The following is an 18,253-nucleotide window of genomic DNA, read 5'->3' on the forward strand; positions in this document are numbered from 1 at the left end:
GACTAGTGCCCGCCCAGGTCAGCGCCATCGGCGGGCAGCTCCAGCAGCCACTCCTCGACGTCTTCGCCGCGGCCGTTGGCGTACCCCGCATCCTCACCGACCACCACGAACCCGCACTTGCGGAGCACCGCGAGGGACGCGGCGTTGTCCTTGGCGGCGCGGGCGTGCACCGGTCGGGGCAGCTCGCGCAGCAGCGCGGTCAGGGCTGCCGTGGCGTGACCGCGGCCCCAGTGTCGCCTGTCGATCCAGTAGCTGACCTCGGTCTGCTCGCCGGCCGGCCAGGCGCTCACGTAACCGACCACCTCGCCGTCGAGCTCGACGGTGCGGACCAGGTTCGCCGGGTTGGTCAGCACCCGTGCCCAGTGCTGGGCGAACTCGCGACGGTCGGACGGGTCCTTGGGACCGAACGCGGCCATCCGGTTGGCCTCCGGGTCCTGCTGGTGCAGGAAGAACTCGACGAGGTCGTCCTCACGGACCGGACGCAGCAACACTTCGGAGGTCACCGGGCGAGGGTACGCAACGGGTGTGACGACTACGCCGCGGCGCGGAGTCAGCCGAGGACCGCCACGACCGCCAGCACGGCAGCGCCCACGGAACTCGCCACCGACAGCAGTCGACGCCACGGCACCCGCGCGTCGACCACCGGCAGGGCGCGCCACCGGGTCGCCGCCAGGGCCACCCCCGCCGCCGACAGGCCGACGCCGAGCGGCCACAGCCAGGCCGGCACCATCGACCAGTCCCCCATCCGGTGCCCCAACCCGAGATAGGCGAACGCCCAGACCGCCGCCGCCAGGAGCGTCACCTGGTCCAGGTGGCGACGGCGGGCGGTGCCGAGCAGCGAGAGACCGCCCAGGAAGGTGAGGGCAACCGCGAGGCCGGCGCCGGTCCACGGCAGCACCATCGACGTCGCCGAGTCGGCCTCCTTCGGCAGCACCCCGAGCAGCCGCAGCCCGATTGGCTCGACACCCTTGTCGGTGTTGCCGAGCACCACCACCGCCCGCCCGGTCGCCCGTTCGAGGCCGACGTAGCTCCGGAAACCGCCGGTTGCGCCGTTGTGCCAGACGATCTCGCGATCGCCGTGCCGGGTGGTGAACCAGCCGTACCCGATGCGGGTGTCGTCGTCCTCGCGGAAACGGGCGGTGGCAGCGTCGGCACCGGGTGCGGTGCCGGCGAGAATCGCGGCGAGCAACCGGCCCAGATCCTCGGCCGTCGACCAGGGTCCGGCGCCGGCCGGGGCGTAGCCGGCTCCTGCCCACGGGTCGAGCGGCCGGCCGCCGGCCCGGCTGCCGTGGGCGCGGTCGGGCGGCAGGTCGTGGTCGCGGGTGGCGACGGTGGTGGCGGTCATGCCGAGCGGCCGTAGCAGCCGGTCGTGCAGCAGCGCGGGGTACGCGACGCCGGCCTTCGCGGCGAGCGCGTGGCCGAGCACGGACGGCCCGAGGTTGGAGTAGTGGACCTGGCCGCGCTCGTCGTCGTCGGTGTCGACCCGGTCGGTGGCGCTGCGGACGGCGTCGACGCCCTGCCCGGCGTAGGGGTTCGCGCCGGAGACGTTGGACCAGAGGATGCGTGCCCACCCCAGTGGGGAGCCGGGGGCCAGCCGGGGAAGGCCGGCGCGGTGACTGGCGAGTTCGGCGAGCGTGACGTCGCGAGCGGGGCCGGTGACCTCGGGCCAGGTGGCGCCGAGCCGGTCGTCGGGGCCGACGACACCGGCGGAGACCTGGTCGGCGAGGAGCATGCCGGTGAACGCCTTGGTTACCGAGCCGATCTCGAACGGGGTGCCCGGCTCCACGGGTCGACCGGTGAGGTCCCGGTCACCCAGGCCGGCGGTGCGGATCCGGCCGTTCTCGACCAGGGCGACGGCGAGCCCGCGCAGCCCCGACGGGTCGGGCGTGGCCGAACGGGCGGCAGTGGCCAGGTCGCGATCGCCGGTGGTCTGCCCACCGAGTCGGGGCACCCGGGGCATCAACGCCACCCCGACCAGGCCGGCGATCAGCGCGACGACGAGGACGGTGACGGTCGTCCGGCGCATGGTGTTCCTCCGTGGGGTCGTCGGACGGGCGGTCGAGCCGCGTCTGGTCAACGGCCGGCGGCGGTGAGGATGGCCAGCAGCGGCACCACGCGTTCGGCGGGGACCACGTACCGACCCCGGCCGGCGCTGCGCAGCCAACCGGCGGCGGTGATCTGGCGCAGGTGGTGATGCAGTTGGCCGGTGGTGCCCAACTCCTCGATCTCGGCCAGCTCGCTGGTGCTCTGCCGGCCGCCGAGGATCTCCCGCAGTAGCCGCAGCCGCACCGGATGGGCCAACGCGGAGAGGGTGCCGGGCAGCTCCGTCCAGTCGGCGGTGAGCAGGTCGTCGACGGTGCGGCCGTACTGCCAGTCGTAGTGCTGTCCGCCGACGCGGACGGTGCCGGTGTAGAGCACCGCGCCCGACCCGTCAGGCGGCAGGCGCTGTTTGAGGCCGTCGAGCGCCCAGAAGGTCCCCTCCGTCGCGGGTGGTGGCGGCGGTGCGGCGGCGCGCTGCTCGCTCAACGCGGCAACCTGTGCCTCCAGCGCGGCGAGCCGATCTTCCACGGAATCCACGCGTCGATACTACGAACATACGTAGTTACGTGCAAGCGCCGATCCGGTGCGATGACGGGACCGGCGCGTCCGACCCCGCCATTGCTGCCGGACGGTCGACAATGAGCTGACCGACCCAGGGAGCGCCGATGAACCGACCCGTCGTGGTGGGCGTGGACGGATCGCCGTCCAGCCTCGTCGCCGCCGAGCACGCGGCCCACGCCGCGCAGCTCCGGTCCCGACCACTGCACCTGGTGCACGGCTTCCTGCACCCGCTCGGCTACGGCGTGGCGCTCAACCCGTACGACCTCGGGGTGCCGGCCCCCTCCGAGGACGCGCAGAAGATGTTGGAGCGTACGGCGGCCGAGCTGGCCGACAGGTGGCCCGGCCTGGTCGTCGAGGTGCGTCAGGTCGCCGGCGGACCCGGCATCACCATGATCGAGGAGTCCCGCCGGGCCGACCTCGTCGTGGTGGGCAGTCGAGGGCTGGGCGGGTTCGCCGGGCTGCTGCTCGGCTCGGTCGGCTCTCAGGTCGCCGCGCACGCGCACTGCCCGGTGCTGGTGGTCCGCCCGGACGAACAGCCGATCCCGGTGGACGCCCCGGTGCTCGTCGGCGTCGACGGTTCCGAGTCGTCAGGCCTCGCCGCGGGCTACGCCGCCGACGAGGCGGCACTACGCGACGTGCCGGTGGTGCTGGTGCACGTCGGCCCGCCCAACGAGAGCCGGACGGTGCCGGAGGAGATCGAGGAGTCGCAGGCCGCCTACCAGGCCGACGCGGTGCGGCTGCTCGCCGACGCCTCCGCCGCGGTTCGCGCCGAACACCCCGACCTGGTGGTGCGGGAGCACCCCGTCCGGGCCGCCGGGGCGGCCCAGGGGCTCATCGAGGCCAGCGGCAACGCGTCGCTGCTGGTCGTGGGCACCCGGGGCCGGGCCGGGTTCACGGGCATGCTGCTCGGCTCGGTCAGCCAGGCGGCGATCCAGCACGCGCACTGCCCGGTGCTGGTCGCCCACCCGTACCCGGTCAGCTGACCGGCGGGCCGTCCCCTCGGCCGAGCATCTGGAGGAAGTCGGTGGTGAGGGCGAACGGGTCGACGGGGCCGCTGGCCGGCGGTCGACGCTCGATCTGGTCGGCCAACTCCCCGGCGGCACGCCGGATCCGACCGCGCAACGCGCCGTCGGCGGTGCCGTCCGCCCAGTCCTCCGGGGCGGCGAAGACCGCGGTCGGGACCACCACCGACCGCAGGTACGCGAACATCGGGCGGACGGCGTGCTCCAGGGCCAGCGAGTGCCGGGCGGTGCCGCCGGTCGCTCCGATCAACACCGGCCGGTCGACGAGCGACTCCTTATCCAACACGTCGAAGAAGGACTTGAAGAGCCCGTTGTAGGAGGCGCTGAAGATCGGCGTGACGGCGATGAGGCCGTCCGCTGCGGTCACCCTGTCGACGACCTCGCGCAGTGCCGCTGGCGCGAACCCGGTGAGCATGTTGTTGACCACGTCGTGGGCGTACTCCCGCAGGTCGACGACGTGCAGCTCCACCTTGGCGCCGCGCCGGACCAACTCGTCGCGGGTGGCCGCGGCGAGCTGGTCGGCGAGCAGCCGGGTCGACGAGGGCTGACTCAGCCCCGCCGAGACCACGGCCAGGGTGCGGCGGGTCATCGGGTCGCCTCCTCCGGCGCCTTGCCCGTGACGTCGTCGACGGCGTGCACGGTGCTGTCCTTGGCACCACCGGCGGCGGCGACCAGCGAGGCGTGGGTGGGCGCCTCCGGCACGTGCGCCGGGCGTCTCGCGGCGAACTCCTTGCGCAGCACCGGCACGACCTCCTCGCCGAGCAGGTCGAGCTGCTCCAGCACCGTCTTCAGGGGCAGGCCCGCGTGGTCCATCAGGAACAGCTGCCGCTGGTAGTCACCGACGTACTCCCGGAAGCCCAGGGTGCGGTCGATGACCTGCTGCGGGCTGCCCACCGTCAGCGGCGTCTCCCGGGTGAACTCCTCCAGCGACGGCCCGTGCCCGTAGACCGGGGCGTTGTCGAAGTACGGGCGGAACTCCCGGACGGCGTCCTGCGACTTACGGCGCATGAACACCTGCCCGCCCAGGCCGACGATGGCCTGGTCGGCGGTGCCGTGGCCGTAGTGCGCGTAGCGCTGGCGGTAGAGGCCGACCATCCGCTGGGTGTGCTCCTTGGGCCAGAAGATGTGGTTGGCGAAGAAGCCGTCGCCGTAGTACGCCGCCTGCTCAGCGATCTCCGGGCTGCGGATCGAGCCGTGCCAGACGAACGGGGGCACCCCGTCGAGCGGGCGCGGCGTCGAGGTGAACGACTGCAACGGCGTGCGGTACTTGCCCTTCCAGTCGACCACGTCCTCGCGCCACAGCCGGTGCAGCAGGTCGTAGTTCTCGATGGCGAGGGGGATGCCGGCGCGGATGTCCTTGCCGAACCACGGGTAGACCGGGCCGGTGTTGCCGCGGCCCATCATCAGATCCACGCGACCGCCGGACAGGTGCTGGAGCATCGCGTAGTCCTCGGCGATCTTCACCGGGTCGTTGGTGGTGATCAGCGTGGTCGCGGTGGACAGCAGCAGACGCTCGGTCCGCGCGGCGATGTAACCCATCATGGTGGTCGGGGACGACGGCACGAACGGCGGGTTGTGGTGCTCACCGGTGGCGAAGACGTCCAGGCCGACCTCCTCGGCCTTGAGCGCGATGGCGACCATCGCCTTGATCCGCTCATGCTCGGTCGGCTCCCGACCGGTGGTCGGGTCGACCGTGACGTCGCCGACGGTGAAGACTCCGAACTGCATGACCAGCTCCTTGCGTGGTGAACCGGGTCATTCGTGGTGCCCGGACGCAGCTGTCAACTTATTTGACGAGTCAACTATTCCGTCGGCGGGTCAATCCGATGTGGCGCCGGTCACCTCCAGAGACGGATCCCGGTCGTCCGGGGCCGCGCTCAGCCGCCCGCCACCGACGGCAACACCTGCACCTCTGCGTCGTCGCCGACCGGCGTGGCGAGACCACCGGAGTGCCGGCAGTCTTCCCCGTCGACGAAGACGTTGACGTAACGGCGCAGCTCACCCCGCTCGTCACGGATCCGCCGGGACAGCCTCGGATGGTGAGCGGCCAGCTCGTCGAGGACCGCCCGGAGGGTCCCGGTGGCGGCGACGCTCAGCCGACTGGCACCGCCGGCCTCACCCCGCAGCGGACCGGGCAACAGCACGGTGACCACGTCACACCGTCGCAGCGCGGACGCAGAGCACATCCGGCAGGTGCGTGGCGATCGTCGACCAGGAGTCGCCCTCGTCGCGACTGGCGAAGACCGAGCCGGACCGGGTGCCGAAGTAGACCCCACCCGGGGTGGAGTCGTCGGCGCACATCGCGTCCCGCAGCACCGCCGGGTAGAACGGCCCCTCCGGCAGCCCCACCGACAGCGGCTCCCACTTGTCGCCCGCGTCGGCGGAACGGAACACCCGGCACCGGTGGTCGGTCGGGAACCGCTCGCTGTCGGCCACCAACGGGAAGGTCCACACCGTGTCGCCGCGCCCGGGGTGGGCCACCATCGGGAAGCCGAAGTCGCTGGGCAGCCCGTCGGCGATCGAGGACCACGTGCGGCCGTCGTCGTCGGAGCGGTAGACGCCGTGGTGGTTCTGCGCGTACAACCGCTCGGGGTTGCCCGCGTCCCGGGCGACCTTGTGCACGCACTGGCCGAACTCCGGCCACTCGTCGGGCATGAAGTACGCGCGGATGCCGGTGTTGCCCGGGGCCCAACTGGCACCCGCGTCCTCCGAGCGGTAGACCCCGCCGGTGGACATGGCGACCAGCAGCCGGGCCGGGTCACGCGGGTGCGGCAGCACGGTGTGCACTGCCTGACCACCGAAGCCGGCCTCCCACTGCGGGCGGTGCGGGTGGTCCCAGAGGGACCGGACCAGCTCGAAGCTCCGACCACCATCGGTGGACTTGAACAGGGCGGACGGCTCGGTGCCGGCCCAGACCACGTCCGGCTCGTCAGGGCCCGCCGGCATCAGCTGCCAGACCCGACCGAGGGACACGCCCGTGTCGCTCGGGAACGCCACCGGCGCCTGGTCGGGCTCGTCCCACGAAGCGCCGAGGTCGTCGCTGGTGGCGACGCTGGGACCGAAGTGTGAGCTGGTCACCCCGGCGAGCAACCGGGGGGTGGAGCGACGGGTGTCGACAGCGACCGCGTAGACACCCGTCATCGGAAAGTGCGGGCCGGTGATCTCCCAACTGCGCCGGTCGTCGCCACTGGTGGCGAGGAACAACCCCTTGGCTGTGCCGATCGCGAGCAGTGTTGCCATCACGTCCTCCGAACCGTCGGTGAGCAGGTCCGGTGATTATGGCCACACCCCCCGACACGTTCGCCGGACACACGCCGCACCCGCTAGAGCCATCGGGTGGGGCCGACGGGTTCTCAGTGTTGGACGAGACCGACGACCGGGACGGGGTCGACGTGGCCCGTCGAAGGAAGCGTCCGCGCCAGGGCGAGGCCGATGTCGACCACCGCCGATCGGCGCAGGCCTGCCACGTCCGGCAGCGGAGTCCAGACCGACTCGGCTGTTTGGCCGTTCGGCTCGGGCCGCAGCGTGCCGCCGACAACGCGGACCCGGTAGAAGATGCCGACATTCTGGTGCTCGATCCGCATCCACGCGTCGGCAGCGGGAATCACCCGCGAATCCACGCCCAACAGTCGCTCGACCACCGCCTCGCAACCGGTCTCCTCGGCGACCTCTCGGATCACCGCGTCGAACGGATCCTCCGCGTGCTCGACCTTGCCGCCGGGCAGGGTCCAGTGCCTCTCGCCGGTCGGTTTCACGTAGTGCGCGAGCAGCACCCGCTCGTCCTTGATGCACACGGCGTACGCCGCCAGCCGGAAACTCAACCCGCACCTCCCCGACGGAACCTATCCCGGTGATCGTGGAGACAGTGTCCGAGTTTCGCTCGACCGGGGCTATCCCCCCGCCGCCCTCGCGGTCCGACGGCGGGGCGCGTGCCGTCGGTAGCTGCTCACGGTGGGGTCACCGGTGATCCAGAAGCGCCACGGAACGTCGTGCGCGGCGGCCACTCCGACTCGCGGCCCGGCTGAGATGGCCGAACTCTCGACCGGCCGGGACGGCGGCGTCAACAGCAGCGGCCCCTCACCGTCGAGCAGGGAGGTGCCGTTGGCCGACGCGGTGATCCCGAGCGCGACCACCAGTCGCGCGGGCCCGCGGGCGAGGTCACGATCGCGCACCTGGTCGCCCCGACGCTTTCGGGCGAGGTCCAGGCCGTCGACGACCTCGCCGGCGCGCAGCAGGACGGCCGCCGCCTCCCCCTCGGGACCGCACACGATGTTCAGACACCAGTGCATGCCGAACACGAAGTAGGTGTAGGCGTACCCGGCCGGGCCGAACATGACAGCGGTACGCGGGGTCGGGCCGCGATGGGCGTGTGACGCCGGGTCCTCCCCCGTGCCCGCGTACGCCTCGACCTCGGTGAGCCTGATCCGGACACCACTGGCCGTGATCTCCCAACCGAGCAGCGACTGCGCCGTCTCGGCTATCTGGGCGGCGGGGGCGTGCAGCCGGGAGTAGTCCACCGGTCCAGCAAACCTCGGGGGGACGAAGATCGGCAACCCAGCCCACGGGCGGTTAAACAACATGTTGACAACAGCGCGTTGATGATGTGTGCTCGGGACATGACGACCGACGATCCGTTCACCGCGCCCCACCCGGCCCACGCCCGCGCCCACCGCACCCACGAGGCGCTGCGGCGGATCAGCGAGCGGCACGCCGGCACCGACGCCCAACGCGGACGCTGGGCCCACCCTTACGTGCTGGACCCCTGGGAGGCGGTGGCCCTGATCACCGCGCTCGCCGCCGGTGGGGCCGAGCGCGAGCCCACCGAGGAACCGGTCGACTCCGGTGACCTCACCGCCGCGCTGACCCTGCTGCCGCACGTCCGCGCCGAACTGGACGCCCTGGAGGCCGGGCTGATGACGCTGGCCCGCGACCGGGGACTGACCTGGCAGGCGATCGCGTACGGGCTGGGCCTGGGCAGCGCGCAGGCGGCGCGGCAGCGCTACGAACGGGTCGCCGCCCGCTCCGCCGAGCCGGCCGCCGAGCCGAGCGAGCCGGTCCGCTGACGAGTCACTCGTCGAGCCGGCCGAGCCGGCCCGCTGACGGACGATCGGTGTCACCGGGGGCTAGTCGCCGCCTGCGGGTCGCAGGCACACACCAAGCACGTCCGGGGTCTCCCCGGCGATCCCGCTCCTGGCCCGGAAGATCACCCTCGAACATGGATGTAGTGGCCTCGTTCGCGGGCAAAGCCACTACATCATTGATCGAGCACGATCTTGCGGGGCGAAGCGAGGCGAAGCGAGGCTGGGTGAGGCGGCGAGGCGGAACGGGGCGCGACCAAGCGGCGTCCGCCGCGGTGACGGTCCGGCCGAGGTGGCGGCGGCACGTCGCGTGCCGACCGGCGGCCGGGCGGGCAGACTGGGCCAACGACGAGGAGGTCACCCATGGAGCGCGCGGACATGCTGGCGTACTGCCTGGCCAAGCCGGGAGCGTGGCTGGACCGGCCGTGGGAGGGCGACGAGGTGGTGAAGGTCGGCAGCCGGATCTTCGCATTCCTCGGCGACGGCGCGGGTGAGCCGACGGTCGGAGTCAAGTGCGGGCCGACCCGCGAGGTGGCCGACGAGTGGCTGCACCGGCACCCGGACGACGCCAGGGTGATGGCCTACATCGGCCGGTCCGGGTGGAACACGCTGCGCCTGACCGGCGGGATCGACGCCGACGAGCTGACCGAGGCGGTCGACGGGTCGTACGACATGGTGGTCGCCAAACTCCCGAAGCGGGAGCGCCCGACGGCCTGAACCGACCGCGGCGCCGACGGAACCCGCCGACGCCGCGGAGAGGTCAGCGCGGTACCACCGACTCGGTGGCCCACTCCCGCCAGCCGGCCAGCCGGTCGGCGGCGGAGGCGAGCTGGTCGGCGACCGGGCCGGGACCGGTCGAGCCGGGAGTGGTGCGTGCCGCCAGGGCCGAACGGACCGAGAGCACGTCGCGCACCGACGGGTCGAGGTGCCCGCTGATCGCGGCCAGGTCCTCGTCCGAGACGTCCTCCAGCTCGCACTCGCGGGCCGCGCAGAGCGCCACCAACCGGCCGGTGATCTCGTGCGCGTCGCGGAACGGCACGTTGCGCCGGACCAGCCAGTCGGCGACCTCGGTGGCCAGGGAGAACCCGACCGGCGCGGCGGCGACGAGACGGTCCACCCGGACCGACATCGTGGAGATCATTCCCGCCAGGGCCGGCAGCAGCAGCTCAAGGGTGTCGACGGCGTCGAAGGCCGGCTCCTTGTCCTCCTGCATGTCCCGGTCGTAGGTCATCGGCAGGCCCTTGAGCATGGTCAGGACGGTCACCAGCCCACCGACCAGCCGCCCGGACTTGCCGCGCGCCAGCTCCGCGATGTCCGCGTTCTTCTTCTGGGGCATGATCGACGAGCCGGTGGCGAACGAGTCGTCCAGCTCCACCCAGCCGAACTCGTGCGACGTCCAGAGCACCACCTCCTCGCCGAGCCGGGACAGGTGCACCCCGATCATGGCGGTGGTGAAGAGGAACTCGGCGACGAAGTCCCGGTCGGCGACCGCGTCCATCGAGTTCGCGAACGACGTCCGGAAACCCAGCTCCTTGGCCACGGCCACCGGGTCCAGGGGCAGCCCGGAACCGGCGAGGGCACCCGCGCCGAGCGGGCTGACGGCCGCCCGGTGGTCCCAGTCGCGCAACCGCTCCAGGTCCCGCAGCAACGGCTGCACGTGGGCCAGCAACCAGTGCCCGAAGGTGACCGGCTGGGCGTGCTGGAGGTGGGTCATGCCGGGCGCAGCGGTGTCGATGTGCCGTTCGGCCTGCTCGACCAACGCCTCGGCCAGCTCCACGAGGCGACTGGCCACACCCCGGGCGTGGTCACGCAGGTAGAGCCGCAGGTCGGTGGCGACCTGGTCGTTGCGGGACCGGCCGGCGCGCAACTTGCCGCCGAGGCTGCCGAGGCGCTCCAGCAGACCGCGCTCCAACGCGGTGTGCACGTCCTCGTCGTCGATGGTGGGGCGGAACGCCCCGGAGGCGCAGGCGGCCTCCAGGTCGTCCAACGCGGCCAGGATCCGACCCAGCTCCTCCGGGTCGAGCAGGCCTGCGCCGGCGAGGACCCGGGCGTGCGCCCGGGAACCGGCGATGTCGTACGGGGCCAGGCGCCAGTCGAACTGCACGCTCACCGACAGTCGGGCGAGCGCCTCGGCGGGACCGCCGGCGAACCGGCCACCCCACAGGCTCGTCCGGTTGGTGGCTGCGCTGTTCTCGGTCAGGCTCTTGTCGTCCACGTCGCCCATCATTTCTCGGCTTGCCTTCCGGTCGCGACTGCGGGGGCTACTCGCTGCGCTCGCTCACCGCTCGCGCTCGCACCTGTCACCGCGCGCCACCGCCCAGCCGGGCGTCCCGTGCGGCGGCCATCCGACTCGGCAGCCCCCACAACTGCACGAAGCCCTTGGCCAGGGACTGGTCGAAGGTGTCGCCGGTGTCGTAGGTGGCCATGCCGAAGTCGTAGAGGCTCGCCTCGGAGCGCCGGCCGGTGACGGTGGCCCGGCCGCCGTGCAGGGTCATCCGCACCTCACCGCTCACGTGTCGCTGCGCGTCGTCGATGAACGCGTCCAACGACTCCTTCAGCGGTGAGAACCACAGGCCGTCGTAGACGAGTTCGCCCCAGCGCTGGTCGACGCTCTTCTTGAACCGGGCCAGGTCCCGCTCCACTGTCACCGCCTCCAACTCCTGGTGGGCGGTGATCAACGCGATCGCGCCGGGCGCCTCGTACACCTCGCGGCTCTTGATGCCCACGAGGCGGTCCTCGACCATGTCGAGCCGGCCCACGCCGTGGTCGCCGGCACGCCGGTTGAGCTCCAGGATCGCCTGGTACGGGGTGACCGTCTCACCGTCGATCGCCACCGGCACGCCGGCGTCGAAGGTGATCACGACCTCGTCGGCGTCGCGCTCCTGCGTCGGGTCGGCGGTGTACGAGTAGAGGCCCTCCACCGGGGCGTTCCAGATGTCCTCCAGGAACCCGGTCTCCACCGCGCGACCCCACAGGTTCTGGTCGATCGAGTACGGGGACCGGGCCGACACGTCGATCGGCAGCCCCTTCTCCTCGGCGAAGGCGATGGCCTTGTCCCGGGTCCACGCGAAGTCCCGGGCCGGCGCGATGATCCTCAGGTCGGGAGCGAGCGCGTTCAGGCCCACCTCGAAGCGGACCTGGTCGTTGCCCTTGCCGGTGCAGCCGTGCGACACGATCGTGCCGCCGTGCGCGCGTGCCGCCGCCACCAGGTGCTTCACGATCAGCGGCCGGGACAGCGCCGAGACGAGAGGGTAGCGGTCCATGTAGAGGGCGTTGGCCCGGATCGCCGGCAGGCAATAGTCGGCGGCGAACTCGTCCCGTGCGTCGACCACCTCCGCCTCGACCGCGCCACAGTCCAGCGCACGCTGCCGGATCGCGCCCAGGTCCTCCCCGCCCTGACCGACGTCGACCGCGACCGCGATCACCTCGGCGCCGGTCTGCTCGGCCAGGTACGGAATGGCGACGGACGTGTCCAACCCTCCGGAGTACGCGAGGACGACCCGCTCGCTCATGACGTGGTGTTCCCTTCGACGCTGTCGTCCCGTCGGGCCCAGCCGGCGAGCTTCTCACCGAGCGCCGCCCCACCGACGGCCTCCCGGGCCACGACGAGGATGGTGTCGTCGCCGGCGATGGTGCCGACGATCTCCGGCAGGCCCGCCCGGTCCAACGCGCTGGCCAGGTACTGGGCTGCGCCCGGCGGGGTACGCAGAACGGCGATGTTGCCGCTGGAGTCGACGCCGTTGAGCAGCTCGTGCAGCAGCCGCATCAGCCGGGCCGGCGCGGCCTCGGCGTCGCGCAGTGGACGTTTGCCGTCCTCGGGGATCAGGTAGACGGCCGGACCGTCACCGCCGCGCACCTTGACCGCTCCCAACTCTTCGAGGTCCCGCGAGAGAGTGGCCTGGGTGACACCGACACCGTCGGCGGCAAGCAGGTCGGCCAGCTCGGTCTGGGACCGGATGGCCCTGTCGCGGATCAGCTCCACGATGCGGGCGTGTCGGGCCGCGCGGGTCAACGGGGCGGTCATCGGGACTCCCCCGCCGGGGTGTCCAGCAGGAACGTCAGCAGTGCCTTCTGCGCGTGCAGCCGGTTCTCCGCCTGGTCGAAGACGGCGCTCTGCGGGCCGTCGAGCACCTCGTCGGTGATCTCCTCGCCGCGGTGTGCGGGCAGGCAGTGCAGCACTATCGCGTCCGGCGCGGCCTGGCCGAGCAGTTCCTTGTTGACCTGGTACGGCAGGAACGGCGTGATCCGGTCCAGCCCGTCGGACTCCTGCCCCATCGACGTCCAGGTGTCGGTGGCGAGCACGTCGGCGTCGCGTACCGCCTGGGCCGGGTCGGTCAGCACCCGCACCGACCCGCCGGTCTCGGCGGCGATCCGGGCCGCCCGGTCCACCACGGCCGGATCGGGCGCGAACCCCGTCGGCCCGGCGACCCGGACGTGCATGCCGGCCGTCGCCCCGGCCAGCAGGTACGACTGCGCCATGTTGTTCGCGCTGTCCCCCACGTACGCCAGGGTGCGCCCGGCCGTGCCGCCACACCTCTCCCGGATGGTCAGCAGATCGGCCAGCAGCTGGCACGGGTGGAACCCGTCGGTGAGCGCGTTGACCACCGGCACGCTGGCCCCCGCCGCCACCTCGGCGATCCGGTCGTCGCCGTGGGTACGCAGCACGATGGCAGCGACGTAGCGGGACAACACCCGCCCCGCGTCGGCCAGGGACTCGCCCCGGCCGAAGTGGGTGACCTGCGTGTCCACGACGAGGGGGTGCCCGCCCAACTCGGCGATCCCGGCGTCGAACGAGATCCGGGTCCGCAGGCTCTGCTTGTCGAAGAGCACCGCCACCGAGCGGGGCCCGACCAGCGGCCGGTGGCCGAACCGGTCCGCCTTCATCCGCCCCGCCAGGTCGAGGACCGCTGACTGCTCGGCAGGTGAGAGGTCGTCGTCGCGCAGGAAGTGCCGGGTCATCGAGTCGTCCCTGTGGTGGTGGTCAGCGTGGTGGGTTCGGGTGCCGCCCCGGCGGCGGCCGGGGCCGTCACGTCCAGAGCAGCGGGCAACGCGGCGAGGAAGGCGTCGGCCTGGGCGGCGGTGAGGATCAGGGGCGGGACCAGCCGGAGCACACCCGGCTGCACCGGGTTCACCAGGAAGCCGGCCTCCCGCAGGGCGTCGGCGAGCACCGACGCCACCGGAGCGGTGAGCACCACGCCGAGCAGCAGACCCGCGCCGCGTACGCCGGCGATCAGTGGGTGGCCCAGCGCCTCGATGCCCCGGCGCAGCCGCTCACCGACCCGCTTGACGTTGTCGAGCAGCCCCTCGTTGGCGATGGTCGCCACCACGGCGAGCGCCGCCGCGCAGCTGACCGGGTTGCCGCCGAAGGTGGTGCCGTGCGAGCCGGGGGTGAGCAGGTCGGCCGCCGGGCCGAAGGCCAGCGTGGCCCCGATGGGCAACCCGCCGCCCAGCCCCTTGGCCAGGGTGACGACGTCCGGCTCCACACCCTCGGCCTGGTGCGCGAACCAGTGCCCGGTACGGCCGATGCCGGTCTGCACCTCGTCGAGGACCAGCAACGCCCCGTGCCGGGCGGTGATCCGCCGGGCCGCCGCGAGGTAACCGGCCGGCGGTACGACAACCCCGTTCTCACCCTGGATCGGCTCCACGATCAGCATCGCGGTGGCGTCGGAGACGGCCTCCTCCAGAGCGGCCACGTCGCCGTAGTCGACGTGGGTCACCTCACCGGGCAGCGGCCGGAACGGATCGGCCTTGGCCGGCTGACCGGTCAACGCGAGCGCACCCATGGTGCGGCCGTGGAAGCCACCCCTGGTGGCGACCACGTGCGTGCGGCCGGTGCGCCGGGAGAGCTTGAACGCCGCCTCGTTGGCCTCCGCGCCCGAGTTGGCGAAGAAGACCCGGCCGGGCCGGCCGGCGAGCGCCAACAACAGCTCGGCCAGGGCCACCGGCGGCTCGGCGACGTAGAGGTTGGAGACGTGCCCGAGGGTCGCGACCTGCTTCGACACCGCCGCCACCACGGCCGGGTGGGCGTGCCCGAGGGCGTTCACCGCGATGCCCCCGACCAGGTCGAGGTATTCCCGGCCGGTGTCGTCGACCACGACGGCACCGGCACCGGAGACCAGCGCCAGCGGCGGCGTGCCGTAGTTGTCCATCATGGACTGCTTCCAGCGCTGCCCCAACGTGCTCACGGCGCGACCATCCCGTCTCCCGGCACCACCATCGTTCCGAACCCTTCCGAGGTGAACACCTCCAGCAGGGTGGAGTGCGCCACCCGACCGTCGACGACGTGCGCGGCCGGCACTCCCCCACGCACCGCCCGCAGGCAGGCCTCCATCTTCGGCACCATCCCCGACTCCAGGCTGGGCAGCAACTTGGCCAGGTCGTCCGCGCCGATCTCGGAGACCAGGCTGCTGGTGTCCGGCCAGTCGGCGTACAGGCCGGCCACGTCGGTGAGCACGACCAGCTTGCGCGCCTGCAACGCGATCGCCAGCGCGGCGGCGGCCGTATCCGCGTTGAGGTTGTGCAGCACCCCGTCGACGTCCGGCGCCACAGTGGAGATCACCGGGATCCGACCGGCCTCGATCAGGTCGGTCACCGCCGACACGTCCACCGACTCGACGTCCCCGACCTGACCGACGTCGACCGGCACCCCGTCCACGTACGCCGGGCGGCGCACCGCCGTGAACAACCGGGCGTCCTCACCGGACAGACCGACGGCGTACGGGCCGTGCGAGTTGATCAGACCGACGAGCTCACGGCCCACCTGCCCGACCAACACCATCCGGACCACGTCCATCGCCTCGGCGGTGGTCACCCGCAGACCACCCCGGAACTCGCTGGCGATGCCGAGCCGACCCAGCATGGCGGAGATCTGCGGACCGCCGCCATGCACCACCACGGGCTTCAGACCGGCGTACCGCAGGAAGACCATGTCCGCCGCGAACGCCCGCTGCAACTCCGGATCGGTCATCGCGTTGCCGCCGTACTTGACCACCACCGTGGAGCCGGAGAAACGCGCCAACCAGGGCAACGCCTCGATCAGCGTCTCCGCCTTGACCTGGGCCCGGGCGAGATCGGTGCTGAGGCTCACCGCGCCGACCTTTCGTTCGCGACTGCGGGACTCCGCTTCGCTGCGTTCCTCGCGCTCACGTCGAATACGCCGAGTTCTCGTGCACGTACGCGTGCGAGAGGTCGTTGGTCCAGATCGTCGCCGCCGACGTACCCGCGTGCAGGTCGATGCGGATCGTCACGCCCCGCCCGGTCAGGTCGACCTTCGAGCGGTCCTCGGCCCCGGCACCACGACGGCACACCCACACCCCGTTGACCGCCACGTCCACCTCGTCCGGGTCGAACGCGGCAGCGGTCGTGCCGACGGCGGCGAGGATCCGACCCCAGTTGGGGTCGTTGCCGAACAGCGCGGTCTTGACCAGGTTGTTACGCGCCACCGTACGGCCCACCTCGACCGCGTCGTCCTCGTCGGCGGCGTTCACCACCTCGATGGCGACCTCCTTGGTCGCGCCCTCGGCGTCGGACACCAACTGCTGGGCCAGGTCGTGACAGGCCGCGGTGACCGCGGCGGTCAACTCCGCAGCCGTCGGCTCGATGCCGCTCGCGCCGCTGGCCAGCAGCAACACCGTGTCGTTCGTGGACATGCAGCCGTCGGAGTCGACCCGGTCGAAGGTGATCCGGGTCGCCGCGCGCAGCGCCTCGTCCAGCACCGCCGGCCCGGCCACCGCGTCGGTGGTGAGCACGCAGAGCATGGTGGCCATCCCCGGAGCGAGCATCCCGGAGCCCTTGGCCATGCCGCCGACCGTCCAACCGCTGCCCCGGGCCACAGTCGTCTTCCGCCGGGTGTCAGTGGTCATGATGGCCTCGGCGGCGGCCGCGCCACCGTCGCGGGACAAGCTCTTGATCGCCGACCGGACACCGGGCAGCAGCTTCGGCATCGGCAGCCGCTCACCGATCAGGCCCGTCGAGCAGACCGCCACCTCACCTGCGCCGAGGATCAGCCGCGGGCTCACCGAGGTCAGCGCGGCGGCGGTGTGCTCGGCGGTGGCATGGGTGTCCTGGAAACCGCCCGGGCCGGTGCAGGCGTTGGCACCGCCGGAGTTGAGCACCACCGCGCGGACCACACCACCCTGCACGACCTGCTGGCTCCAGAGCACCGGAGCGGCCTTGACCCGGTTGGTGGTGAAGACACCGGCGACACCGGCGTCCGGGCCGTCGTTGACCACCAGCGCGACGTCCGCGCCGCCGCTGACCTTGAGCCCGGCGGCCACGCCGGCCGCCCGGAACCCCCGAGGGGTGGTGACACTCACGGCGCCTGCCTCTCGTTAGCGACTGCGGGGCCCCGCTGCGCTGCACTCCTCGCGCTCACGGTGCTGGGCCTTTCGTTCGCGACTGCGGGGCTCCGCTGCGCTGCACTCCTCGCGCTCACGGAGTGACTCCCCAGATCGACAGGCCCGTCGTCTCCGGCAGACCGAGCATGAGGTTGGCGTTCTGCACGGCCTGACCGGCGGCCCCCTTGCCCAGGTTGTCGAGCGCGCTGAGCACGATGAGCCGACCCGAGTCGACGTCGACGGTGGCCTGCAGGTGACACGAGTTGGAGCCCAGTGTGGCGGCCGTGTGCGGCCACCGGCCTTCCGGCAGCACGTGCACGAACGGCGCGTCCGCGTACGCCCGCGTCAGCACCTCCTGCGGGTCGACGCCGCGCGCCGGGACGGCGGTGACCGTGGCCAGGATGCCGCGCGGCATCGGCGCCAGGACCGGGGTGAACGACAGGCCGGTCGCGCCGGTGGCCTGCTTGATCTCCGGCACGTGCTGGTGGGTGCCGACCCGGTACGGCGACAGATCGCCCATCACCTCGCTGGCCAGCAGGTGCGCCTTGGTCGAGCGGCCGGCCCCGGAGGTGCCGGAGGCGGCGACCACCACCACGTCGGCCGGGTCGGCCGCGCCGTCGGCGATCAGCGGCGCGAGCGCCAGGGTGATCGCGGCGGCGTAGCAGCCGGTGTTGGCCACCCGGGTCGAGCCGGCGATCAGCTCCCGCTGACCGGGCAGCTCGGGCAGGCCGTAGGTCCACTGCCCGGCGTGGGTGCCGCCGTAGTACTGCGCCCAGGCGTACGGGTCGGCCAGCCGGTGGTCGGCACCGAGGTCGACGACGCGCACCTCCGCCGGCAACTGCGCGGCGAGGGCCGCCGACTCACCGTGCGGCAGGGCCAGGAACACCAGGTCAGCGTCGGCCAGCGTGGCGGGGTCGGTCGTGCCGAGCACCAGGTCGAGACCGGTGAGCTGGGGGTGCACCGCGTCGACGCGATGCCCGGCCTGGCTGTGTGCGGTGGCGGCGACCAGATCGAACTCCGGGTGCCCGGCGATCAGACGCAGCAGCTCACCCCCGGCGTAGCCGCTCGCACCGGCAACCGCGACTCGGATCCCCATACTCACCTCCGCATGACTATGCACGGAAGGCTAGCAAGAGCGACCCTAGACTGCAAGTTCATGCAGCCCTCTGCATGGCAATGAATCCGAGGCCGTCGTCAGACGAATCGCCTGAGTTAA

General features: G+C 72.3%; 20 protein-coding genes. 3 read left to right on the forward strand and 17 right to left on the reverse strand.

Annotated elements, in window-relative coordinates:
- Positions 1–2: 2 nt before the first annotated feature.
- The 3 genes from O3438_RS10675 to O3438_RS10685 are packed head-to-tail and all read right to left on the reverse strand — an operon-like array spanning position 3 to position 2,577.
- Entirely contained in the window at positions 3–503 is a 501-nt protein-coding gene (locus tag O3438_RS10675) for a GNAT family N-acetyltransferase (protein WP_269679822.1), read from the reverse strand.
- A gap of 47 nt (positions 504–550) precedes the next feature.
- A complete protein-coding gene (locus O3438_RS10680; protein WP_269679823.1) occupies positions 551–2,026 on the reverse strand; it encodes a serine hydrolase domain-containing protein in 1,476 nt (491 codons plus the stop codon).
- Positions 2,027–2,073: 47 nt separating this feature from the next.
- Positions 2,074–2,577, reverse strand: coding sequence for an ArsR/SmtB family transcription factor (locus O3438_RS10685; RefSeq protein ID WP_269679824.1), 504 nt, complete (start codon positions 2,575–2,577; stop codon positions 2,074–2,076).
- Between the two features lie 128 nt (positions 2,578–2,705).
- Here O3438_RS10685 and O3438_RS10690 point away from each other — a divergent pair, with 128 nt between their 5' ends.
- Entirely contained in the window at positions 2,706–3,584 is an 879-nt protein-coding gene (locus tag O3438_RS10690) for a universal stress protein (RefSeq protein WP_269679825.1), read from the forward strand.
- Here the strand turns inward: O3438_RS10690 and O3438_RS10695 are convergent.
- The 6 genes from O3438_RS10695 to O3438_RS10720 form a co-directional block, all read right to left on the reverse strand.
- Positions 3,577–4,212, reverse strand: a complete 636-nt coding sequence (locus O3438_RS10695; protein ID WP_269679826.1) for an FMN reductase — start codon at positions 4,210–4,212, stop codon at positions 3,577–3,579. The two genes, O3438_RS10690 and O3438_RS10695, sit on opposite strands and share 8 nt — an antisense overlap.
- Entirely contained in the window at positions 4,209–5,351 is a 1,143-nt protein-coding gene (locus tag O3438_RS10700) for an LLM class flavin-dependent oxidoreductase (RefSeq protein ID WP_269679827.1), read from the reverse strand. The genes O3438_RS10695 and O3438_RS10700 overlap by 4 nt, the downstream gene beginning before the upstream one ends.
- A 149-nt stretch (positions 5,352–5,500) precedes the next feature.
- Positions 5,501–5,776 (reverse strand): ubiquitin-like small modifier protein 1, encoded by a 276-nt coding sequence (locus O3438_RS10705; RefSeq protein ID WP_145783583.1) that lies wholly within the window; start codon positions 5,774–5,776, stop codon positions 5,501–5,503.
- A gap of 1 nt (position 5,777) precedes the next feature.
- Positions 5,778–6,863 (reverse strand): WD40/YVTN/BNR-like repeat-containing protein, encoded by a 1,086-nt coding sequence (locus O3438_RS10710; RefSeq protein WP_269679828.1) that lies wholly within the window; start codon positions 6,861–6,863, stop codon positions 5,778–5,780.
- 113 nt (positions 6,864–6,976) lie between these two features.
- Complete coding sequence (locus O3438_RS10715; RefSeq protein WP_269679829.1) at positions 6,977–7,444, reverse strand: NUDIX hydrolase; 468 nt, start codon at positions 7,442–7,444, stop codon at positions 6,977–6,979.
- Between the two features lie 69 nt (positions 7,445–7,513).
- Positions 7,514–8,140, reverse strand: coding sequence for a DNA-3-methyladenine glycosylase (locus O3438_RS10720; RefSeq protein WP_269679830.1), 627 nt, complete (start codon positions 8,138–8,140; stop codon positions 7,514–7,516).
- A 99-nt stretch (positions 8,141–8,239) separates the two neighbouring features.
- On the opposite strand from O3438_RS10720, the gene O3438_RS10725 reads away from it, so the two are divergent.
- Both O3438_RS10725 and O3438_RS10730 read left to right on the forward strand, forming a co-directional pair.
- Positions 8,240–8,686, forward strand: coding sequence for a DNA-binding protein (locus tag O3438_RS10725; protein WP_269679831.1), 447 nt, complete (start codon positions 8,240–8,242; stop codon positions 8,684–8,686).
- Positions 8,687–9,064: 378 nt separating this feature from the next.
- A complete protein-coding gene (locus tag O3438_RS10730) occupies positions 9,065–9,418 on the forward strand; it encodes an MmcQ/YjbR family DNA-binding protein (RefSeq protein ID WP_269679832.1) in 354 nt (117 codons plus the stop codon).
- A gap of 43 nt (positions 9,419–9,461) precedes the next feature.
- On the opposite strand, the gene argH is transcribed toward O3438_RS10730, so the two are convergent.
- From argH to argC, 8 genes are all read right to left on the reverse strand, one after another.
- Positions 9,462–10,925: an argininosuccinate lyase gene (gene argH, locus O3438_RS10735; protein WP_088990271.1), complete on the reverse strand. Its 1,464-nt coding sequence runs from the start codon at positions 10,923–10,925 to the stop codon at positions 9,462–9,464.
- A gap of 76 nt (positions 10,926–11,001) precedes the next feature.
- The gene (locus tag O3438_RS10740; RefSeq protein WP_269679833.1) at positions 11,002–12,213 is read right to left on the reverse strand and encodes an argininosuccinate synthase; all 1,212 of its coding nucleotides are present in this window, start codon (positions 12,211–12,213) and stop codon (positions 11,002–11,004) included.
- Positions 12,210–12,725, reverse strand: a complete 516-nt coding sequence (locus O3438_RS10745) for an arginine repressor (RefSeq protein WP_269679834.1) — start codon at positions 12,723–12,725, stop codon at positions 12,210–12,212. Before O3438_RS10745 ends, O3438_RS10740 begins: the two co-directional genes overlap by 4 nt.
- Complete coding sequence (gene argF, locus O3438_RS10750) at positions 12,722–13,660, reverse strand: ornithine carbamoyltransferase (protein WP_269679835.1); 939 nt, start codon at positions 13,658–13,660, stop codon at positions 12,722–12,724. Before argF ends, O3438_RS10745 begins: the two co-directional genes overlap by 4 nt.
- The gene (locus O3438_RS10755; protein ID WP_269679836.1) at positions 13,657–14,886 is read right to left on the reverse strand and encodes an acetylornithine transaminase; all 1,230 of its coding nucleotides are present in this window, start codon (positions 14,884–14,886) and stop codon (positions 13,657–13,659) included. The genes argF and O3438_RS10755 overlap by 4 nt, the downstream gene beginning before the upstream one ends.
- Complete coding sequence (gene argB, locus O3438_RS10760; RefSeq protein WP_269679837.1) at positions 14,883–15,788, reverse strand: acetylglutamate kinase; 906 nt, start codon at positions 15,786–15,788, stop codon at positions 14,883–14,885. Before argB ends, O3438_RS10755 begins: the two co-directional genes overlap by 4 nt.
- Positions 15,789–15,843: 55 nt before the next feature.
- Positions 15,844–17,016 (reverse strand): bifunctional glutamate N-acetyltransferase/amino-acid acetyltransferase ArgJ, encoded by a 1,173-nt coding sequence (gene argJ, locus O3438_RS10765; RefSeq protein ID WP_269679838.1) that lies wholly within the window; start codon positions 17,014–17,016, stop codon positions 15,844–15,846.
- 115 nt (positions 17,017–17,131) lie between these two features.
- Positions 17,132–18,133 carry an N-acetyl-gamma-glutamyl-phosphate reductase gene (gene argC, locus O3438_RS10770; protein WP_269679839.1) on the reverse strand — a complete coding sequence of 334 codons (1,002 nt, stop codon included), beginning with the start codon at positions 18,131–18,133 and terminating at the stop codon, positions 17,132–17,134.
- Between the last annotated feature and the right edge of the window lie 120 nt (positions 18,134–18,253).

Origin of the sequence: Micromonospora sp. WMMC250, assembly GCF_027460215.1 — a bacterium.
GTDB lineage: Bacteria > Actinomycetota > Actinomycetes > Mycobacteriales > Micromonosporaceae > Micromonospora > Micromonospora taraxaci.